Genomic DNA, 18,368 nt, shown 5'->3' with positions numbered 1-18,368 from the left:
GCCTCCGCAACTGCGAAGCTCGCAAGGACCGCCCCGGCAAGCGCCAGGGCGACCCTGCGTCTTATGCGATCAGAACGACGCACTCAGACCCAGGTAGGCCGAACGGCCCGCCGTGTTGTAGCCGCCCGAAGTCTGGTATTGCTCGTCCAGCAGGTTTTCGACGCGCAGGGTAATGGCCATGTCGTTGCCCAGATCATACGACGCGTTCAGGCCCACCAGCGTGTAGTCGTCCACCAGCGGGAAACCCGCGTCGAAGGGCGACGGGTTTACGCCGCCAAAACGCTGCGCGGTGACGCCCAGCGACAGGTCATCGGTGGCCTGAACGTCCAGCCCCACCGCAAGGACGTGCTCGGCATGGCGGCCCAGCTCGGTGCCGTCGGCGGCCTTGGCGTCGGTCCAGGTATAGGCGCCGGTCAGATCGACCGTGTCGGACAGGGCGACCTGGCCCGACAGTTCGATCCCCTTGGCGGTAAAGCTCTGGGTTTCGAAGCAGCCGAAGGTCGATGTGCAGCTGGTCGAGGCGCCATCGAAATAGATCTGGTTGTCGATCTCGTTGTAGAACAGCGTGGCCTTGACGAAATCTTCGCCGCCGAGGCGCCTTTCCGCGCCGAGTTCGAGGTTCAGGCTTTCTTCGGGGTCGAAATCGCCGGGACCGTAGAACGTGTCGAGCTGGGTCAGCGACGGCGCGCGGAAGCCGGTACCGGCCTGGGCGCGGATGATCCAGTCCTCGGCCGGACGCCAGGCGGCGGCGACGCGTTTCGAGAACATGCCGCCGAACCGCGAGTTGTCATCATGGCGCAGCGACACGACCACATCCAGCGCATCGGTGGGCGCAAAGGCGGCCTCGGCGAAGAGACCGGTGGTGTTCGCGGTCGTGGTGGTGGTTGTCGCGAGCCCATCCACGGTGGTGGCGCTTTCGGCCAGGTGATCGATGCCGAAGCTCAGGTCGGTCATGCCGAGAGCGACATTGCCCCTGTATTCGACTTTCTCGCGTTCCCCTTTGAAGAAGCTGTACCAGCCGGTGTCGCGCCGTTCGGTGTCGAGCTTCGAGAACGACACATCGTGGTCCACGGCGCCGGTCGAGAACTCGGCGGACAGGCGCCCGGCCCGCGCGGTGGTGGCGGTGTTGTCATTGGTCGGGTCGCCGTCGAAGGTCTCGTCATATTCGACGAAGCTGTCTTCGGTCAGGATCGCGGCACCGATCAGCAGGTTGTCGGTGGCCTGATGAGTGGCAGAGAAGCTGAGGCGCGTGGCGCGATAGGCGTCGTCCTCGGTGTTCGCGGCCAGGGTCGAGAACCCGTCGGTCAGGATGCGCGAGGCGGTAAAGGCCAGTTCGGTGCGCGCGTCACGGAAACCCGCCGAGGCGCTGGCGGCGCGGGTGTTGTAGCTGCCGTATTCCACGCTGGCCTGACCCGAGGCGCCATCGACCTCCGGGCGCCAGGTGTCGATGTTCACGACACCACCGATGGCGCCCTGGCCGTAGCGGGCCGATTGCGCGCCCTTCAGGATCTCGACACGGCCAATGCCCGCGCCGGTCAGCCCGCCCCAGGAAAACCCGTTGCCGGTCGAGGCCGGGTCGGACATGTCGATGCCATCGATCAGCACCGGAACATAGGCGCCGCCCAGGCCGCGGATGCGGAAGGTGGTGTTGGTGCCCAGGCCGCCGTTGTTCACTGTCACCACGCCCGGCAGGCGGGTAAAGTAGTTGGCGATCTGCCCGGTGCTCTGGGTCGACAGCTCGTCGCCGCCGATCACTTCGACGGTGGTGCCGGAGCGGGCCAGCTCGGTCGCTTCGGCATTGGCCGAGACGGTGATCGTGCCCAGATCGAAGATCTCCTGGGACAGGGCGGGGGTGGTGGTCAGGACCGCAATGGCGGTGGTGGCGGCGGATGCAAGTAGCACGCGTCGGGTCATGGTTTGTCTGCCTTCCATGGCATTCCCGGCCAACGGGCCGGGGATAGCGGGTCTTTGGTCTGACCGGAAGGCACACCTTCCGGGCGGTGAATGTGCCACCACGACGGAAGGTCCGTTGCCCCGACGCGCCCCGCGCCGGATACAGGGTGATCACCTCGGCAGGTTTCCTGACTCGCGGCTCAAGCAGCGCATCGGGCCTTCCCATCCCACCCTTACGGGGGACAGTGGCATGTCCGACGCGCCTCGCCGCTTACAGTTGCGGGGGCAGTCGCGGGTTGACCAGACAGGCGCACCGCGTTCCCTTTTGCACCAGGCACGAGGCCCGGACCGAAGCGCCCCCGCTCTAGCCCCGGGGCCGAGTCGGGTCAAGGGACAGGGGCGACATCTGCCGGATGGATGCGACATTTGCCCCCGTTTGCCGGCAAGGTGCACAGCCTGGAGGTCGAATTGCAGCCCCTGGTTGAAACAGTCGTCGGGCCAAGGGTGCGCCCGGCGTCCCGCGCCCGACATCCCGCGCCCGATGCCCAGTGCAGACCCGTTGCGGAACGCCGCGCAATCCCTTGCCCCCGCCCCGCTCTTCGGCATACTGCGGCCATGACCAGGAACCACGCCCCCCGCCTCACCCCGCTTGCCACCTCCCTGCCCGCCGCAGTGCCCTTTGTCGGGCCGGAAGCCCAGGAACGCGCGCGCGGACGGAGCTTTGCCGCGCGGTTGGGGGCGAACGAGAACATCTTCGGCCCCTCCCCCGCCGCCATCGAAGCGATGCGCGAGGCCGCCGCCGACGCCTGGATGTATGGCGACCCGGAAAGCCACGATCTGCGCCAGGCCTTGGCCACGCACCACGGCGTACCGCCAGATGCAATCATGGTGGGCGAAGGGATCGACGGGCTGCTGGGCTACCTGGTGCGGCTGATGGTGGGGCCGGGCGACGTGGTTGTGACCTCGGCCGGGGCATATCCGACCTTCAACTACCACGTGGCCGGGTTCGGCGGGCGGCTGGAGACCGTGCCCTATGCGGGCGATCACGAGGATCCCGACGCGCTGGTCGCCCGGGCAGAGGGCACCGGGGCCAAGCTGGTCTACCTCGCAAATCCGGACAATCCGATGGGCACCTGGCACGGGGCGGACCGGCTGCAGGCGATGATCGAGGCCCTGCCCGAAGGCTGCCTGATGGTGCTGGACGAAGCCTATGTGGAGTTTGCCCCCGAGGGCACCGCCCCGCCGCTGGATGTCACCGACCGGCGTGTGATCCGCTTGCGCACCTTCTCCAAGGCCCATGGGCTCGCGGGGGCACGGGTGGGCTACGCGATTGCCCATCCCGAGCTGATCATGGCCTTCAACAAGGTGCGCAACCATTTCGGCATGTGCCGGATCAGCCAGGCCGGGGCTTTGGCGGCGCTTGCGGATCAGGGCTGGCTTCGCCACGTGGTGACGCAGGTGGCTGGCGCGCGCGACCGGATCGGCGCGATTGCCGCGGCGAACGGGCTGAGCGCCCTGCCCTCGGCGACCAATTTCGTTGCGGTGGATTGCGGCGCGGACGGGGTGTTTGCTCGCGCGGTGCTGGACGAGCTGGTCGCGCGGGACGTCTTCGTGCGCATGCCCTTCGTCGCGCCACAGGACCGCTGCATTCGCATCTCGGCCGGGCGCGGGTGTGAACTGGACCTGTTCGAAGCCGCCCTGCCGGAGGCGCTGGAGGCCGCCCGGGCACGGGGCTGACCGCGCTCTCACCGCGCCTTCACCGCCATTTGAACCCGCAGGCCGCCGCTTTGTGGCACAGTGTTCCCATGCAGAACCGACCGACAGGCGCCGCACCCGATTACACCATCCCCGCGCTGGTCTCGCTGGGGGTGAACCTGTTTCTGTGGCTCGCGGTGATCTGGGCGGTGGCGGGTTTTGCATCCGCCCTTCTGGTCGGCGCGCTGGTCAATGTGTTCCTCCCGCGCCGCAAGCGACGGCAATAACGCGGTTCGACGTCTTGGCCCCGCTTGCAGCGCGGGCGCCCCGACAGATCGGGAAAACCGTCGCCCGCCCCACGGCGCTGGCAAGGAGGCCGGTCCGCCGCGCGCCTTGGCCCTGCACCCCCCCCTGCGCCGCAGTCATCTCTGCCCAGCCATGGCCAAGGCGAGGACGGTCCCGGGGCAAGGTCAACGCCCGCCTGACCCCGGCGCCGGGTCGTGCCTGCCCCCTGCTCTTGCCGCCCCCGCGCGCAGTAAGTAAACCGGGGGAGCCCATCCCGGGCGCCCTTCCCAGGACCGAGACAGGATCCCGCGCCGATGAGCACACCCGAACCGACCTCCAACATGCTGCGCTGGCTCTGGCGCGGCTACATGCGCCCGTTCAAATGGCTGCTGGTTGCCTCCATGGTGATGATGGTGGTCGAAGGCCTGTCGCTGGCGGTGCTCGCGCGTATCGTGGAGCCGATGTTCGACGATGTTTTCCTGGGCGGCACCCGGGCGGACCTGCTGTTTGTCTCGTTTTCCGTCCTGGGCCTGTTCCTGCTGCGCGCGTCGACCGGGTTCGGTCACGGCGTCCTGATGGTCAAGGTCGGGCAGAGAAGCTCGGCCAACCTGCAATCGGACCTCGTGCGCCACATGCTGACGCTGGACAGCGCCTTTTTCCGCGACACGCCACCGGGCACGCTGATCGAACGGGTGCGCGGCGACACCCAGGCGGTGTCCTTCCTGTGGGAAAGCACCCTGTCCTCGGCGGTGCGCGATTTCGTGTCCCTGTTCGCGCTGCTTGGGGTGGCGCTGTATATCGACTGGCTCTGGACGCTGATCGCGATCATCGCGGTGCCGCTGTTTCTGGGGCCGATCACGCTGCTGCAACGGTATATCCGCCGCTACACCACCGAGGCCCGCAACGCGGCTGCACGGATTTCAACCCGGCTGGACGAGAGCTTTCACGGCATCAATTCGATCAAGCTCTCGGGCACCGAGGCGCGCGACGCCGACCGGATTCAAAACGAGGTCGCCGGGTTCACCCGCGCCCATATCCGCGCCTTTTCGAACCAGCGCGGCATTTCCGGTCTGGTCGATACCATCGCCGGGTTCGGATTTTTCGCCGTGGTCTATTACGGCGGCACCCAGGTGGCGGGCGGCGACAAGACCGTGGGCGAGTTCATGTCCTTCTTTACCGCCATGGCGATGATGTTCGACCCGATGCGCAAGGTGGGCCGCATCTCCGGCGCCTGGCAGGCGGCACGCACCAGCCTGATGCGGCTGCGCACCATCTTCGACGAACGCCCGACCATCCTGCCCCCGGCCAAACCAAAGGCCCTGCCGATGCCCACCGATGCCGCCGACGTGGTGCTGGGGGACGCGCGTTTCTCTTATGGTGACACGCCGGTGCTGCGGGGCGCGAGCTTTACCGCCAGGGCGGGGCAGACCACGGCACTGGTCGGCGCGTCCGGCGCGGGGAAAAGCACCGTTTTCAACCTGCTCACCCGTCTGGTGGATGCCGACAGCGGCGAGGTCAGCGTGGGCGGCGTGCCCGTCACCGAACTGCCGCTGGACGCGCTGCGCGGGCTGTTTTCCGTGGTCTCTCAGGATGCGCTGCTGTTCGACGAAAGCCTGCGCGACAATGTGCTGATGGGGCGTGGCGATGTCTCGGACGCCCAGTTGAAACACGCGCTGGAGGCCGCCCATGTCGCCGATTTCCTGCCGCGGATCGAGGGTGGGCTGGACGCGCCCGCCGGTCCGCGCGGCGCGAACCTGTCAGGCGGTCAGCGCCAGCGCGTCGCCATTGCCCGCGCCATCCTGCGCGACGCGCCGATCCTTCTGTTGGACGAGGCCACATCCGCTTTGGACGCCAAAAGCGAGAAACTGGTGCAGGCCGCGCTGGAGGAGCTCAGCCAGGGCCGCACCACCCTGGTGATCGCCCATCGCCTGTCCACCATCCGCGAGGCCGACAGCATCGTCGTCATGGACCACGGGCGCGTGGTCGACCAGGGCACCCATGAGGAACTGATCGACCGCGACGGGCTTTATGCGGCGCTTTACCGGTTGCAGTTTCAGGATCCGTGATCGCGGCGCGGGACAGGCGGCGGAGTTTGGCCGCGCGACTTGAAACCCGCTACCACCGATAGCCCCTTGCCAGCACCTCGGGGTCCGCGCCCGCCAGATACCGCGTGAGCGTCCAGAGGTTGCGTGTGCCGCGCCGCACCCACCCGTCCCGCTCGTATCGCGCGGCGCTGGTCGCGGCGGACGCGTCGAGCGCAACCAGGTGCCCCCGCAGGCGCCGCGCCATTGCCACATCCTCCATCAGGGGCAGATCGGGCATGCCGCCGACCGCGTCGTAAAGGCGGCGCGGCAGGACAAGCCCCTGATCGCCATAGGGCAGGCCGAACCGGCGCGCGCGCAGGTTGGCCCAGCCGGAGGTGATGCGCGGCATCAGCCCCCTGGCGCGGAAGCTGAGGCGGAAGTAACCGGCGCGCGGTGCGCCTCCGGCGGCGCGAGCCATCAGCCGTTCCACCGCCTCGACCCAGCCGTCGCCCAGTTGGGTGTCGGCATGCAGGACCATGATCCAGTGGCCCTGTGCCGCCGCGACGCCGCGCGCGATCTGCCCGCCGCGCCCCGGGAGACCTGTGACGAGCTCGGCGCCGACCTCGTCGGCAAGCGCCACGGTGCCATCTGTGGACCCGCCATCCGACACCACCAGCTCGCGCACCAGCCCGGCTTCGACTCCCGGCATCAGGCAGGCGAGCGCGCCGGGCAGTTCGTCGGCCGCGTTCAGGGTGGGAATGACAATGGACAAGGGCGCGCGCATGTGGTCTCTCCGGTGTTCGATCCCCTATACTGTCTTCATGGCGACAGGAGAAGCAGATGACCCGTACCGTTCTGACCGTGACCGGCAGTGACCGCAAAGATTTCCTGCAGGGTCTTGTGACCAATGACGTGAACGGGCTGGAGGACGGGCTGGTCTATGCCGCGCTTCTGACACCGCAGGGCAAGTACCTGGCCGATTTCTTCCTCCTGCGCCTGGGGGACGCCATCGGCATCGACGTGGCGAGCGAGCTCGCGCCGGGTCTCTTGCAGCGGCTGAACATGTACAAGCTCAGGGCGGATGTGCAGATTGCGGCCTCCGATCTGGCCGTGACCCGGGGCACCGGCCCGGTGCCGGAGGGCGGTTTCGCCGATCCGCGCCACCCGGCGCTGGGGTGGCGCAGCTATGCGGGGGCGGCGGGCGACGGCGCGGATTTCGACGCGATCCGCGTAACCCATTGCATCCCTGAAACCGGCATCGAGCTGGGGCCGGACAGCTATATCCTGGAATGCGGCTTCGAGCGGCTCCATGGCGTGGACTTCCGCAAGGGCTGCTATGTCGGCCAGGAAGTCACCGCGCGGATGAAACACAAGACCGAGCTCAGGAAGGGGCTGGCGACGGTGACGGTCGATGGCTCCGCCGCGCCGGGAACGGCGATCACCCGGGACGGCAGGCCGGTGGGCATGTTGCATTCCCGGTCGGGCGACAGGGCGATCGCCTATCTGCGCTTCGACCGGGCCGATGGCGAGATGCAGGCAGGCGATGCCACGGTGACATGGGTAAAGTGAGGTGGACGCCCTGATCGCAAGGATCACCGGGTCGCAGGTAGCGGCCACCCGCCCGCTCCATGGCGGCGACCTGTCCGAGGTCACGCTGGTCACGCTTGCGGACGGGGCGCGGCTGGTCGCAAAGCGCGGACCGATGGTGGACCGGGAAGCTGTCATGCTGGGCATCATGGGCGACGCCGGTGCGCCGGTGCCCGGGGTGCTGGGTGTCGGCGGCAACGTGTTGCTGCTGGACTACCTGCCGGAAACCCGGCCGACACCGGAGGGCTGGCGCGCCCTGGGTCTGGGGCTTGGCACATTGCACGGGCAAGAGGCGCGAGGCTACGGCTGGGATGACGACTATGCCTTCGGGCCGGTGGCGATCCCGAATGGCTGGATGGAGGATTGGGCAGTTTTCTGGGCCGAACGGCAGGTGCTGCCCCTGGCCCGCGCCCTGCCCGCACCGCTTGCCCGGCGTGTCGAGGTGGCGGCCGGGCGCCTGCCCGAACTGATCCCCGCGCGACCCCGTCCCGCCCTGCTGCATGGCGACCTGTGGACCGGCAATGTGCTTTTCGGCGCCGGCTCCGCCCATCTGATCGACCCGGCCAGTTACCATGGCGACCCGGAGGTGGACCTGGCGATGCTGGAGCTGTTCGGCAGCCCGCATCCGGCCTTCCGGGAGGTCTACGGGCGACCCGAAGGGGATTGGGCGACCCGGCGCGCGGTGTACCAGCTCTGGCCCGCTCTGGTGCATGTGTCCCTGTTCGGGGCGGGCTATCACGGCATGCTGTCCGCGCGGCTTGATGCTTTGGGCACTTGAGCCGTCTTTGATCCGGATCAAAGCGCTCCTGCGACAGATTCGCCATAAAGTGCGCCTGATGGCGCTGACCAGAGGGGGGGGGCGATATGACCAATAGTAGAACGACAGGCGGGTTTATCTCCCGCATGGATCCGCGTTCCGGGGTGGAATGGCGGGCCCGCGTTGAGGGGCCCGACCGGGCGACCGTGCTGCATCCGGACACCGGGGACGCGGTGGCTCGGATCGCGATGCGGCCCGACGGCACGCCGGCTTTCGACGTTCTGGATCCGGAAACCGGCCAGGCGACCGAAAGCAGCCCCTGCACGCGCAGCTGCCCGCACGGCTGCAACGGCGATTTCGAACGGGCCACCAATTGCGCGCTGGCCTGCACGGCAAGGCTGATCGCCTGACCGGATACAGGAAAGACCAAGTCCACTCACGGCTGAGCGCGCCCCTCGGGGCGCGCTTTCCTTTTCCGCACGAAAAGCGCCGGGGCCACCCCCTGCCCTGACGCGCGATGAGCGCCATCATTCCCGGCAACAAAAAACGCGCCCCGGAGGGCGCGCCTTGCCTGCTCGATTGTCCAACCGTCAGGCGCGTTCGGCATATTCCATCGTTTCGGTGTTCACGATGATCGCCTCGCCCTGACCGACGAAGGGCGGCACCATGACCTTGACGCCATTGTCCAGGATCGCCGGTTTGAAGCTGTTGGCGGCGGTCTGTCCCTTGACGACCGGCTCGGTCTCTTCGACGGTGCAGGTCACTTTCTGCGGCAGGGAGGCGTTCAGCGCCTCGGCCTCGTAGAACTCGACCACGATGGTCATGCCGTCCTGCAGAAAGGGGCGGCGTTCGCCCAGCAGATCGGCCGGGATCTGGTTCTGCTCGTAGGTCTCGGTGTCCATGAAGATCAGCATGCCGTCATCTTCGTAGAGGAACTGCTGGTCCTTCTGCTCCAGACGCACGCGCTCGACCTTGTCCGCCGAGCGGAAGCGTTCGTTCAGCTTGGAGCCGTTGCGCAGGTTCTTCAGTTCGACCTGCGCGAAGGCGCCGCCCTTGCCGGGCTTCACGTGATCGACCTTGACTGCGGCCCAGAGGCCGTCGTTGTGTTCCAGCACGTTGCCGGGACGAATTTCGTTGCCGTTGATCTTGGGCATGTCTTTACCACCCTGAAAGGTTGAACCAGTATCGGTCGTCCCTATATCTTGTGAGGCCTCGCCTGACAAGTTGACCAAATGCTGTGCAAAACCGCGCCCAGCCATGCTGCAAATGCATGACAGCCATGCGTCAGGAGGGATACCGAATCACGCGGAAAAAGCCATATTGGCCCGCACGCCGTAAAGCGCAAGAGCAATAAGAACCAAAGGAAGCCGAATGTTGGACTCTGTGGACGGCACCGCATTCAACAACGAACAGGGCAACCGCGCGCGCAAATTGTTTGCCGCCGTGGTGCTGGCCGCCCTGGACGATGCGATCGCCGATGACAAGAAATACGGCAATGGTCCCGAGCAGATCGCCCGCTGGGCGCGCTCGCGTGACGGCCGCGAGGTGCTGAGCTGTGCCGGCATCGACCCGAACGAACGCGTGGTTTCGGGGCTGATGGACTTCGTCTCGAAAGGTGTGCGCACCTCGGTGGCACTGAGCCGCGAGGAAAGCGAACGCCGGGCCCAGGCCGAAGCCGCGTAAGATATACCCGCACCGCCCGCCGGCGGTGACGGAGCAAAAGAACGCGCCCCTCCCGGGCGCGTTTTTTTCTTGGCCCGGGGTGGAAAGCCGCACGGCCCGTCAGCTCGATCACATGCACCAAACCCCGGCTCTGTGACCGGGGCGTGACGCAACGGTTCCGGGGCGTCGCAAACGGACTTGCACGCGGCACCGATCCGCCGGACAAGACGGGCATGACGAAAGCACTCATGATTCAGGGCACCGGCTCGAATGTCGGCAAGTCGATGCTGGTGGCGGGGCTGGCACGGGCCTGCGTGAACCGCGGACTGAAGGTCGCACCGTTCAAGCCGCAGAACATGTCGAACAATGCCGCCGTGACCGCAGATGGCGGTGAAATCGGCCGCGCCCAGGCCTTGCAGGCGATGGCTTGCAGGCTGGAGCCGCATAGCGACATGAACCCCGTGCTGTTGAAACCGGAAAGCGAGACCGGCGCCCAGGTCGTGGTTCAGGGGCAGCGCTACAGCACCACCGGCGCGATGGGCTACGGGCAGCTGAAGGCGCGGCTGCTGCCGAAGGTTCTGGAAAGTTTCGAGCGGCTGAAAGCTGGCGCCGATCTGGTTCTGGTCGAAGGCGCGGGCAGCCCGGCCGAGACCAACCTGCGCCCCGGCGACATTGCCAACATGGGATTTGCCGAAGCGGCAGGCGTGCCCGTGGTGCTGGCCGGTGACATCGACCGGGGCGGCGTGATCGCGCAGCTTGTGGGCACCCAGGCGGTTCTGACGCCCGAGGACGCCGGGCGCATCAAGGGCTATCTGGTCAACAAGTTCCGCGGCGATCCCCGCCTGTTCGAGGCAGGCGACGCCGAGATCGCCCGGCGCACCGGCTGGGCGCCCCTGGGCGTTCTGCCCTGGTTCAGGGACAGCTGGCGCCTGCCCGCCGAGGATGTGCTGGACATCGCCTCGCGCGCGGGCGGCGCGGTCAAGGTGGCGGTGCCGCAACTGGCGCGGATTTCCAATTTCGACGATCTGGACCCGCTGGCCGCCGAACCCGAGGTCACGGTCGAGCTTGTGCCGCCGGGCCGCCCCCTGCCCGCCGATGCGGCGCTGGTGCTGATCCCCGGGTCGAAATCCACCATCACCGACCTCGCCTTTTTCCGCCAGCAGGGCTGGGACATTGATCTCAAGGCACATCTGCGGCGGCGGGGCCGGGTGCTGGGCATCTGCGGCGGCTATCAGATGCTGGGGCACGAGATTGCCGATCCCGAGGGTGTGGAGGGTGCGCCGGGCACGACCCGTGGGCTTGGCCTGCTGGATGTGACCACCACGCTGGAACCGGCCAAGACCCTATCCCTGACCGAGGCGACCTGGGTTCCAACCGGCGATGCGGTGAGGGGCTATGAGATCCACCTCGGCCGCACCCAGGGCCCGGATTGCGCGCGCAACTGGCTTACGGTCGGCGACCGGCCCGAGGGGGCTGTCAGCGCAGATGGGCTTGTGCAGGGCACCTATCTGCATGGCCTGTTCAGCGCAGACCGCTTCCGGGCGGGTTATCTGGCCGGGCTGGGGGCCGAACACGCCGGGGCCAGCCACGATCAGCAGGTCGAGGATACACTGGACGCGCTGGCCGCCCATATGGAGGCCCATCTGGACATCGACCGGCTGCTGTCGCTCGCGACATAGGCAAAGCGGACCGATTTGCAGGCCGCGCGCCCTGCCGCGCGCTGAGGGTCAGCAACGGTAATCGGCCGACCGGCCGCCCCCGGTATAAACGAAAACGCCCGCGACGGGCGCGGGCGTGGTCTGGCAGGCCGAAGCCTGGCCTATTCGAACTCGCGCAGGGTCAATGCGCGCTGGATTTCGCGGCGCACCAGACGGCGCACATTGCGGGTAATGCGTTCACCCACCGTGCCCTGAAGCTCTTCACGGACAAGTTTCTGCACCATCTCGCGCAGCACGTCTTCGTCGATCACCGCCTCGTCGAATGTTTCGTCGAACAGGGCCTCGGCATCCTCTGCTCCAAGCTCAGCTCCAGGCGCGTTCTCCACCGGACCGTTTTCGATCAGGGTGTCCTCGAACGTGGTATCCTCAATCGGGTCGGCCACAGGGTCGTCGGCCACAGGATCGTCGGCAACCGGATCGGTTTCTGCCGGCCTCTCGGGTGCGGGGGAGAGCGAAATGACCTCGGCCTCGTCGACCGGCGGCTCGTCGACCTCGACGAACCCGGCTTCCTCGACTTCGTCTTCTTCCCGTCCGTCTTCTTCCCGCGCGCTCCAGGCGGCGTGTACGAAAACGACGGTCTGCGGCTCCTCTGGCTCCACTTCGCTGCCATCGGGTTCCCAGTCGCCGGGGGCGTCGCCGATCGCCGCTTCCAGCTCGGCAATACGGCTTTCGAGGCTTGTGTCGGCTTCGGCTTCCATCGGATCGGCTTCGGAACGCCCGGCGGGATCTTCGGCCCCGGACCAGGACGGCGCAGACGGCGCGGCCTCTTCGACCTCGGGATCCTCGGCTTCCTCCGGATCCTCCGGATCCTCCGGGGTGACGAGATCGCACACCGGATCGGACAGCAACACGGGGTTCGCACCGGTCTGAAGATCGGTCGAAGGGCCAGTATCGTTGTCGGTATCGGTGTCTGTATCGGTGGCAGACCCGGCAACCTCATGCACGCGGAATGCAGGGGTCAGGACCAGTCGTTCAACGGTCGGTCCCTCGTCACGCGGTTCCGCCCGCGGCTCGGGTGCAGGCGGCTCGGGTGCAGGCGCGGCGGCCTGCGGATCCGGCATCGCACTTTCGGATACCAACCGGCGGATCGAGGACAGGACATCCTCAATCTCGGCATTGGTCACGGCTTCGGACATGCCCTGCCCCTGTTTCTTGTTACGTTACGCCTCGGTGTCAGTTTAGCGGGCGGTGGAGATTCGAACAACAGATGGCACGAATTTTTGCTATTTCAGTCACTTGACCGCCGAGAGGGCAAAGGAAAGGCCCGGAGCGGGTCCGGGCCTTGACGCGTAGGCCAAGGATTTTACTGCTTGCCCAAAGCCTTCAACACCGCATCCAGCTTTTCGCCCTGCGGGCTGACCTGGCGCACCGGCGCGGTCGAAACAGTGTTGAAATAGGCCTCGGGGTCGTAGGTCACGACACCCAGGCGCAGATGGTCGGCGGTCAGCAGGCCCATGGAGTTGAGCAGTTGGTAGACCGCAAGGTACTGGTCCACCCCGGCATTGATGCGGGCGTCTTCGGCATCCAGCAGTTCCTGTTCGGCATTCAGCACATCCAGCGTGGTGCGCGCGCCCAGGCTTGCTTCTTCCCGCGCGCCGCGCAGGGCCACGCGGCTGGCGCGGATTTGGCGGTCGGTGGCTTCGATCTGGGCGGTGGCAATGGCCAGCTGCGCCCAGGCATTGCCGACAGTCTGGTCCACGGTCTGGCGCACCACATGCAGGTTGGCGCGCTGCGACTCGGCCTGGGCCAGCGCCTGGCGATAGAGCGCCGAGAGCTTGCCGCCCTGGTAGATCGGACCGCTGACGGACACCGACGCGCCTCTGCTCAGGAAGTCCTCGCGCGATCCGATCGGCGAGGCAGAACCGATCACGCCGGTCAGGTTGGCCGAGGCCGTGACCGAAGGTTTCATCGAGGCCAGCGCCAGTTGCACACCAAGCTCCGCGATCGTCACCTGACGTTGGGCGCGCAGCATGTCGGGATGGGTGCGCCGGGCAATCGCCTTGGCCTCTTCCAGCGTCGAGGCTGTTTTCGGCGCACGGGGCGGGGTCGCCAGGTTGCCCGGATAACGGCCGGTTGCCGCCTTGTAGGCTTCGCGCGCGATTGCCATCTGGCCCCGGGCGGCCCCTTCGGCGGCCCGGGCGGCGGCCAGGCGTGCCTGGGCTTGGGCCACATCGGTCTGGGTCACTTCGCCCACGTCGAACCGGTCATTGGCGGCGCGCAGCTCCTGTGTCAGCAGGCGCACGTTGTTCGATTGCAGCGCGATCGATTCTGCCGCCTTGCGCACGTCCATGAAGGCCGCGATTGCCTGCAACAGGATTTGCTGTTCGACCATTGTCAGCGCATCGCGGGTGGCCAGCACGGTCTCTTTGGCAATGTCGATGCGCAGCTTGCTGGCGCCGAAATCATAGAGCAGCAGCGAGGAGGACAGGGTAATCGAGCCGGACAGGGTGTCATCGGAGGCAACGACGTTGGTCGGGTCGGAATAGGTCGCCGTCGCGATGTATTTCAGCGTCGGGCGCAGGCCCGCGACGGCCACCGCCACATCCTCGTCCGCGGCGCGCAGCAGCGCGCGGTTCTGCTCCAGAAGCCCCGAATGCTTGTAGGCCGACACCATCGCGTCGGTCAGCGTTTCCGCCAGCGCGCTCATAGGCATCAGAACAAGGGCGGCCGTGGCAGCGCCTTTCACGAAGTTGCGTTTCAGCCCTGCCAGCATTTCAGCTATCCCTCTGGTTGTTATATGCGATTTTCCCTATATAGGGATGCCTGTTTACAAAGCAAAGGCCTCATGGGCTTCAAATCCGGGCAGAACCGGGGCGCCCGCGTTGAACGAGAAACGCCAGGCGATCTCACCGTTGATCTTGTAACCGATACGCACGATGCCCAGCATTCCGTCGGCAAAAATTGCCGCGATGCGCCCGCCGTCCTTCAGCTGGTCCAGCAGCGCCTCGGGTATGATCTCGACCGCGCCGCCGAGAAGCACCACGTCATAGGGACCGTTCTTGGCGTTGCCCTCGGTCAGGGCGCCGGCCATCACGGCCACGTTGTCGATCCCGTTTTCGGCCAGGGCGGCTTCGGCTTCCGCGGCCATCGCCTCGTTTTCCTCAACCGCGACGACGAAATCGGCGATGCGCGCCAGCACCGCGGCACCGTAGCCCAGGCCGCAGCCGACGTTCAGCACCAGTTCGTCATTCTGCACATCCAGCGCATCGAGCATCTTGGCCAGCGTGCGCGGCTCCATCTCGACGCGGCCGGCGCCCAGATCGACATTGCGCCCGGCATAAGCGACATCGCGCTTGTCATCCGGCACGAAGGCCTCGCGCGGGACCGACAGCATGGCGTCGATGATCGGGTATTTGGTCACATCCGAGGGACGCACCTGCGTGTCCACCATCATGGTACGGCGGGCGGCGAAATCAGTCATGGTCGATCCATCCGTGGCTATAGCGAGCCCGTCTTGCCACAGATCGAGAGGAGCGGCAATATCCGCCCCCCGCCCTGCGGCAAGATTGCCACTAATAATCCCGGCAAACCCGGCGCCGATCAGGGCTTGCACCCGCCCCGCCCATGGGCTAAACCGCCTGCACCCTTCGGCGGCGAGTTGGCGGAGTGGTGACGCAGCGGATTGCAAATCCGTGTACACCGGTTCGATTCCGGTACTCGCCTCCAATATATTGTATCTTTCCCCAAAAATCAGCGCATCGACCACAACATGCAGTCGAACTGCATCTGTACACAAATCGTACACAGTCCGCACGCAGTTTTCCGCTACAAATTCAGTCCGCTTTTGCGATGCACGCGGACGGGCTGCTTGAAGACGACACACTTTTGACGGCTCTTGGTGTTGGACGCGACGGCTATCCGTGCTGCCCCTTGTCGCGCGACACGTCGGCCGAGGGCCCGAAGTCCTAGAATGACCGTTTCAGACTTATCGAAAGGAAGTCGTCGTTCTGGATGGCCAGGATCGGGTCCGACCCGGTCGCGCCGTCGAAGAAACGTCCTTCGAGCGACAGAAGCCAGTCGTCGCCCAGCCGCCGTTGGCCTTCGATCAGGAACACGCGCGCGTCGGTGTCCCGGTCCAGGAGGGCGCCGGCGAGGAGGTTGGTGTCGCTGATATCATTCAGCGCAAGCCGCGCGCCGAGAAACAGGTCGTCGTCATAGAGAGTGGCCGGCGCCAGGGTCGGGTCGCGGCCATCGTGGCTGTATTCGGCAATCAGCCCGAGGTCGGCACCAGTTCCGGCAAAGCCGGGGGTCGTCCATTCGAACCCGCCCGTGGCGGCCCAGAAACCGGGCCCATGCCCGTTGCGCCGGATCGCCTCCAGTTTCCAGAGCCAGTCGCCGGTGGTGAGTTGCAGGTCAAGACCGGCCTGGCTGATCTGGTCGTAGTGCGGAACCAGGGTGGGGCCGGTGGCGATCATCCGAGGTTCGCGGCTGGTTCCGTTGAAGTAGGACAGACCGACATCGACGCTCCCGACCGAGTGCGACCAGCGCAGCGCATAGTCGACGTGGGATCGCGCGTCCGGGGAATCGTAGGTTGCGGGGCCGATCGGCAGCGGACCTGCGAGCCGGTCGCCGAAATCCAGAAACTCGCGCTCGCGGAACCATGGGAGCACATAGACACTCAAGGCGCCGAAGTCGCCGTAGAATGACAGGCTGACCATGGGCTGGCCCAGCTTGTCTTCGCCGTCGATGTCCTCAAGCGCGTCGTCCTGGTTGATGATATTGACCAGGTGGCGGCTTTCGGTGACACCCCAGAACACCTTGTCGATGCCGACCGTCAGGCTCCACCCGTCGCGCTGGTGCAGCCAGAAGGCCTCGCGCAGGTCGACATGATCGCGGCCGTCGCCGCCAAAGCGCAGGAACGGCGAGACGACGATCCGATTGTTGCCGTTTTCCAGGTCGTGGGAAATCCGGGCTTCGAAGCTGGTGGAGAACTGAAGAGGTTCGTCGGACTGCCCGGCGAAAGCGGGGCTTTGAGGGAAATAGCGCAATTCGCCTGCGATCGAACCGCTCAGGGATGTCTGCGCCCCCGCCTGTCCCGCCACGAACGCCGCGATCAAGGCGAACCATGTTCCTCTTGTCATTGGATGTTCCTCAGGTTGCCCTGGCTGAAATAGGCATCCGACAGGCCGCGTCCGAAAGCGTAGTTTCCATAGCGCAGGATCGTCGTCCTGCCGGTCTTGTTGTTCTGCATGGTCAATGTCTGTGGCCGCCAGTACCGACCGGCGTAGCGCTTGTATCCCGAAAAGGTCAGCACCTTGAGGGCCCTGCCGGAGCGGTCGACATAGTCGATCCGCTGCGGTCGGTATTCGGCGGTATCGAACCATGTTACCAGTTTGCTGTAGCCGGAGTTGCGGTAGGTGGGGAACCGTTCCACGACGAAACAGGTCAGCCGCCCGCAGGGTTTGTCACCGACATAATTGTAGGTGAACTTGCCGATTTCCGGGGCCGAGATGTCCTCGTAGGCGAATTCGCTGCCGAAGAACGCGCCGGTCTTGTTGGAGGACGAGATGCGTTTGACCCGTTTCAGGGACGGCAGGTAGAGCCAGAGGTTGTCGTCATTTCCGACAACGGCGTGGCTGAGGAACAGCGTGCCGGCCATGTCGGGCGGTGAATCAAAGATGGTCAGGGTCTTGTCCCCGGCGTTGCCGGGTTTTTCCAGCATCGACAGGCGCAGCATCCGTTCGCGGGTCTGGCCGCGACGATCCTGCAGGATCATGGTGACGTCCACGGTGCTGTCGCGCCAGCCGGTATCGCGGCGTTCGGATTCCTGAGCTATGGCAAGGCCGCGCGCCGCGCCGTCGGAGCCGGCGAAAACCGACACCGGCACCACCAGAAGGCTGGCCAGGAGAAGCGGGAGAAAGGGTTTCATTTCGGCCTCCTTTCAAGAGGGATGACAGTGCCCGATTCATGCCCGGTGTATTTATCGGGCTTTGCGAGGAACCGTTCGCGACAGCGGTCCGAACAGAAGTGGAAGCGCGTCCCGCCATGATCGGCGAAAATGGTCGATGTCCAGGCGTCGAGCGCCATGTTGCAGACAGGGTCGCGCACCCAGTCGCGCACCTCTGCCTTGCGATCGCGCAGCGTGCCGTCTTCGAGCCAGAGCACACGGTCGGCCACTTCCTCGACCCGCTGGTCATGGGTGACGATCAGGACCGACTTGCCCTGATCGCGTGCCACATCATGGAGGATCATGACCACCTGCTGCCCGCTTTTGCTGTCCAGATTTCCGGTGGGTTCGTCGGCGATGATCAGCTTGGGTTCGTTGATGAGCGCGCGCGCAATCGCCACGCGCTGCTTTTCGCCACCCGACAGGGTGCGCGGCAGCGCGGACCGGCGCCCGGTCAGGCCGAGTTTCTCAAGCAGGGCGTCGGCCCGCGCCTCGGCAGCCCGCGTGCCACCCGGCGCGAGAGTCGCGGGAAACAGCACGTTGTCGCGAACGCTCAGCGCCTCGAGCAAGTTGAAAGACTGGAACACGAATCCGATTGACCGCGCCCGGAGACGCGACAACTCGGCGTCACTCAGGGCGGACAGATCCGCGCCATCGATACGGACCTCGCCCGAGCTGGGCCGCAGCAATGCGCCCAGGATCGAGACCAGCGTCGTCTTCCCGGATCCGGACGGTCCGGTGATCGTCACCAGTTCGCCCGGCTGAAGCTCCACCGACACACCGTCGACGGCGCGCACCAACGTGTGCCCTTCGCCGAAGGTCTTGACGATGTCCCGGGCGCTCAGGATCGGTGTTGTCAT

At 66.2% G+C, this 18,368-nt stretch carries 17 protein-coding genes, 1 tRNA gene and 1 riboswitch; of the genes, 9 read left to right on the top strand and 9 right to left on the bottom strand.

The genetic code is table 11. The annotated features are described in order from the left end of the window. Nucleotides 1-69: 69 nt before the first annotated feature. Entirely contained in the window at nt 70-1,914 is a 1,845-nt protein-coding gene (locus Q1V43_RS14160; protein WP_300519267.1) for a TonB-dependent receptor, read from the bottom strand. Between the two features lie 139 nt (nt 1,915-2,053). Further along, nucleotides 2,054-2,261, bottom strand: a riboswitch (cobalamin riboswitch). Nucleotides 2,262-2,508: 247 nt separating this feature from the next. On the opposite strand from Q1V43_RS14160, the gene Q1V43_RS14155 reads away from it, so the two are divergent. The 3 genes from Q1V43_RS14155 (at nt 2,509) to Q1V43_RS14145 (ending at nt 5,939) form a co-directional block, all read left to right on the top strand. Beyond that, complete coding sequence (locus Q1V43_RS14155; protein ID WP_300519265.1) at nt 2,509-3,630, top strand: pyridoxal phosphate-dependent aminotransferase; 1,122 nt, start codon at nt 2,509-2,511, stop codon at nt 3,628-3,630. A 68-nt stretch (nt 3,631-3,698) separates the two neighbouring features. Continuing rightward, nucleotides 3,699-3,875: a hypothetical protein gene (locus tag Q1V43_RS14150; RefSeq protein ID WP_300519263.1), complete on the top strand. Its 177-nt coding sequence runs from the start codon at nt 3,699-3,701 to the stop codon at nt 3,873-3,875. A 312-nt stretch (nt 3,876-4,187) separates the two neighbouring features. Next, complete coding sequence (locus Q1V43_RS14145) at nt 4,188-5,939, top strand: ABC transporter ATP-binding protein (protein WP_300519261.1); 1,752 nt, start codon at nt 4,188-4,190, stop codon at nt 5,937-5,939. Nucleotides 5,940-5,988: 49 nt separating this feature from the next. Here the strand turns inward: Q1V43_RS14145 and Q1V43_RS14140 are convergent, their stop codons facing one another. Further along, complete coding sequence (locus Q1V43_RS14140) at nt 5,989-6,681, bottom strand: TIGR04283 family arsenosugar biosynthesis glycosyltransferase (protein ID WP_300519259.1); 693 nt, start codon at nt 6,679-6,681, stop codon at nt 5,989-5,991. A 56-nt stretch (nt 6,682-6,737) separates the two neighbouring features. On the opposite strand from Q1V43_RS14140, the gene Q1V43_RS14135 reads away from it, so the two are divergent. The 3 genes from Q1V43_RS14135 (at nt 6,738) to Q1V43_RS14125 (ending at nt 8,651) form a co-directional block, all read left to right on the top strand. Then, nucleotides 6,738-7,466, top strand: coding sequence for a folate-binding protein (locus Q1V43_RS14135; RefSeq protein ID WP_300519256.1), 729 nt, complete (start codon nt 6,738-6,740; stop codon nt 7,464-7,466). Between the two features lies 1 nt (nt 7,467). Then, the gene (locus tag Q1V43_RS14130) at nt 7,468-8,262 is read left to right on the top strand and encodes a fructosamine kinase family protein (protein WP_300519254.1); all 795 of its coding nucleotides are present in this window, start codon (nt 7,468-7,470) and stop codon (nt 8,260-8,262) included. Nucleotides 8,263-8,348: 86 nt separating this feature from the next. After that, nucleotides 8,349-8,651, top strand: coding sequence for a hypothetical protein (locus Q1V43_RS14125; RefSeq protein ID WP_300519252.1), 303 nt, complete (start codon nt 8,349-8,351; stop codon nt 8,649-8,651). Between the two features lie 180 nt (nt 8,652-8,831). On the opposite strand, the gene efp is transcribed toward Q1V43_RS14125, so the two are convergent. Next, nucleotides 8,832-9,395 (bottom strand): elongation factor P, encoded by a 564-nt coding sequence (efp, locus tag Q1V43_RS14120; RefSeq protein WP_300519249.1) that lies wholly within the window; start codon nt 9,393-9,395, stop codon nt 8,832-8,834. 217 nt (nt 9,396-9,612) lie between these two features. On the opposite strand from efp, the gene Q1V43_RS14115 reads away from it, so the two are divergent. Both Q1V43_RS14115 and Q1V43_RS14110 read left to right on the top strand, forming a co-directional pair. Next, nucleotides 9,613-9,924 (top strand): DUF6280 family protein, encoded by a 312-nt coding sequence (locus Q1V43_RS14115; protein ID WP_300519247.1) that lies wholly within the window; start codon nt 9,613-9,615, stop codon nt 9,922-9,924. Between the two features lie 212 nt (nt 9,925-10,136). Continuing rightward, nucleotides 10,137-11,582, top strand: coding sequence for a cobyric acid synthase (locus Q1V43_RS14110; RefSeq protein WP_300519244.1), 1,446 nt, complete (start codon nt 10,137-10,139; stop codon nt 11,580-11,582). A gap of 140 nt (nt 11,583-11,722) precedes the next feature. Here the strand turns inward: Q1V43_RS14110 and Q1V43_RS14105 are convergent, their stop codons facing one another. From Q1V43_RS14105 to Q1V43_RS14095, 3 genes are all read right to left on the bottom strand, one after another. Beyond that, nucleotides 11,723-12,757, bottom strand: coding sequence for a hypothetical protein (locus Q1V43_RS14105; protein ID WP_300519241.1), 1,035 nt, complete (start codon nt 12,755-12,757; stop codon nt 11,723-11,725). Between the two features lie 167 nt (nt 12,758-12,924). Continuing rightward, nucleotides 12,925-14,334 carry a TolC family outer membrane protein gene (locus tag Q1V43_RS14100; protein WP_300519238.1) on the bottom strand — a complete coding sequence of 470 codons (1,410 nt, stop codon included), beginning with the start codon at nt 14,332-14,334 and terminating at the stop codon, nt 12,925-12,927. 54 nt (nt 14,335-14,388) lie between these two features. Then, the gene (locus tag Q1V43_RS14095; protein ID WP_300519516.1) at nt 14,389-15,042 is read right to left on the bottom strand and encodes a protein-L-isoaspartate O-methyltransferase; all 654 of its coding nucleotides are present in this window, start codon (nt 15,040-15,042) and stop codon (nt 14,389-14,391) included. Between the two features lie 171 nt (nt 15,043-15,213). Here Q1V43_RS14095 and Q1V43_RS14090 point away from each other — a divergent pair. Next, a tRNA-Cys gene (locus Q1V43_RS14090) sits at nt 15,214-15,287 on the top strand. A 239-nt stretch (nt 15,288-15,526) separates the two neighbouring features. Here Q1V43_RS14090 and Q1V43_RS14085 read toward each other — a convergent pair. Genes Q1V43_RS14085 through Q1V43_RS14075 form a run of 3 tightly spaced genes read right to left on the bottom strand, consistent with a single transcriptional unit; the run spans nt 15,527 to nt 18,368 of the window. After that, the gene (locus Q1V43_RS14085; protein WP_300519235.1) at nt 15,527-16,702 is read right to left on the bottom strand and encodes a hypothetical protein; all 1,176 of its coding nucleotides are present in this window, start codon (nt 16,700-16,702) and stop codon (nt 15,527-15,529) included. Beyond that, nucleotides 16,699-17,490, bottom strand: a complete 792-nt coding sequence (locus tag Q1V43_RS14080) for an outer membrane lipoprotein-sorting protein (RefSeq protein WP_300519232.1) — start codon at nt 17,488-17,490, stop codon at nt 16,699-16,701. Before Q1V43_RS14080 ends, Q1V43_RS14085 begins: the two co-directional genes overlap by 4 nt. Then, nucleotides 17,487-18,368 (bottom strand): ATP-binding cassette domain-containing protein, encoded by an 882-nt coding sequence (locus tag Q1V43_RS14075; protein ID WP_300519229.1) that lies wholly within the window; start codon nt 18,366-18,368, stop codon nt 17,487-17,489. Before Q1V43_RS14075 ends, Q1V43_RS14080 begins: the two co-directional genes overlap by 4 nt.

The organism is Aliiroseovarius sp. (assembly GCF_030148435.1).
Taxonomy (GTDB): Bacteria; Pseudomonadota; Alphaproteobacteria; order Rhodobacterales; family Rhodobacteraceae; genus JASBTN01.
The sequence above is the reverse complement of the archived record's forward strand: the minus strand, read 5'-3'. Positions and strand labels throughout refer to the sequence as shown.

What these genes read in the sequence shown, in the direction of transcription:
- Q1V43_RS14160 (WP_300519267.1), bottom strand. Translation starts at nt 1,914, where the DNA reads ATGACCCGACGCGTGCTACTTGCATCCGCCGCCACCACCGCCATTGCG.
- Q1V43_RS14155 (WP_300519265.1), top strand. Translation starts at nt 2,509, where the DNA reads ATGACCAGGAACCACGCCCCCCGCCTCACCCCGCTTGCCACCTCCCTG.
- Q1V43_RS14150 (WP_300519263.1), top strand. Translation starts at nt 3,699, where the DNA reads ATGCAGAACCGACCGACAGGCGCCGCACCCGATTACACCATCCCCGCG.
- Q1V43_RS14145 (WP_300519261.1), top strand. Translation starts at nt 4,188, where the DNA reads ATGAGCACACCCGAACCGACCTCCAACATGCTGCGCTGGCTCTGGCGC.
- Q1V43_RS14140 (WP_300519259.1), bottom strand. Translation starts at nt 6,681, where the DNA reads ATGCGCGCGCCCTTGTCCATTGTCATTCCCACCCTGAACGCGGCCGAC.
- Q1V43_RS14135 (WP_300519256.1), top strand. Translation starts at nt 6,738, where the DNA reads ATGACCCGTACCGTTCTGACCGTGACCGGCAGTGACCGCAAAGATTTC.
- Q1V43_RS14125 (WP_300519252.1), top strand. Translation starts at nt 8,349, where the DNA reads ATGACCAATAGTAGAACGACAGGCGGGTTTATCTCCCGCATGGATCCG.
- efp (WP_300519249.1), bottom strand. Translation starts at nt 9,395, where the DNA reads ATGCCCAAGATCAACGGCAACGAAATTCGTCCCGGCAACGTGCTGGAA.
- Q1V43_RS14115 (WP_300519247.1), top strand. Translation starts at nt 9,613, where the DNA reads ATGTTGGACTCTGTGGACGGCACCGCATTCAACAACGAACAGGGCAAC.
- Q1V43_RS14110 (WP_300519244.1), top strand. Translation starts at nt 10,137, where the DNA reads ATGACGAAAGCACTCATGATTCAGGGCACCGGCTCGAATGTCGGCAAG.
- Q1V43_RS14105 (WP_300519241.1), bottom strand. Translation starts at nt 12,757, where the DNA reads ATGTCCGAAGCCGTGACCAATGCCGAGATTGAGGATGTCCTGTCCTCG.
- Q1V43_RS14100 (WP_300519238.1), bottom strand. Translation starts at nt 14,334, where the DNA reads ATGCTGGCAGGGCTGAAACGCAACTTCGTGAAAGGCGCTGCCACGGCC.
- Q1V43_RS14095 (WP_300519516.1), bottom strand. Translation starts at nt 15,042, where the DNA reads ATGACTGATTTCGCCGCCCGCCGTACCATGATGGTGGACACGCAGGTG.
- Q1V43_RS14085 (WP_300519235.1), bottom strand. Translation starts at nt 16,702, where the DNA reads ATGACAAGAGGAACATGGTTCGCCTTGATCGCGGCGTTCGTGGCGGGA.
- Q1V43_RS14080 (WP_300519232.1), bottom strand. Translation starts at nt 17,490, where the DNA reads ATGAAACCCTTTCTCCCGCTTCTCCTGGCCAGCCTTCTGGTGGTGCCG.
- Q1V43_RS14075 (WP_300519229.1), bottom strand. Translation starts at nt 18,368, where the DNA reads ATGACAACACCGATCCTGAGCGCCCGGGACATCGTCAAGACCTTCGGC.